Source organism: Vibrio sp. 704 (assembly GCF_033339295.1).
In genome coordinates, this window is record NZ_JAWOUH010000755.1 from 1 (window position 1) to 579 (window position 579).

The 579-nt window shown below is 46.6% G+C and carries 1 protein-coding gene; it reads left to right on the forward strand.

What is annotated here, in order from left to right:
• The coding region (locus R7R24_RS28925; RefSeq protein WP_318120488.1) for a penicillin-binding protein activator at positions 1-579 on the forward strand (579 nt) is incomplete at both ends.

The following is a 579-nucleotide window of genomic DNA, read 5'->3' on the forward strand; positions in this document are numbered from 1 at the left end:
AACGAAAACATCGATTTTGTTGTCGGCCCGCTGCAAAAAGAAAATGTCGAACTATTGCAAACAACAATGGATGGCTCAGCAAACAGTCCAGCCATTCCAGCACTGGCGCTGAATATTCCTGAAGATGTTCAGCCAGGTACCGACATTTGCTACCTAGCGTTGTCACCAGAGCAAGAAGTGGCTCAAGCTGCAAAATACTTGTTTAGCGAAGGCTATAACTTCCCGCTGATCCTAGCGCCAAAAGGCAGCTACGGTGAGCGTGTTGTGCAAGCTTTCAATGAAGAATGGAGCAAGTACAGCTCAAACAAAGTCGCAACAAGCTACTTTGGTGATAAGCGACAGCTACAAAAAGACATTAACGACGTCTTTGGCTTACAAGAGAGCAAACAGCGTATCGCACAGATGCAATCGCTCATGCGCATTAAGTTGGAAACACAGCCACGCAGTCGTCGTGATGTGGACGCAGTTTACATTGTCGCTCGTAGCTCTGAACTAACACTTATCAAACCATTCATTGAGGTCGCAATTAACCCAGATGCGAAGCCACCAAAACTGTTCTCGAACTCTCGTAGCAACAGC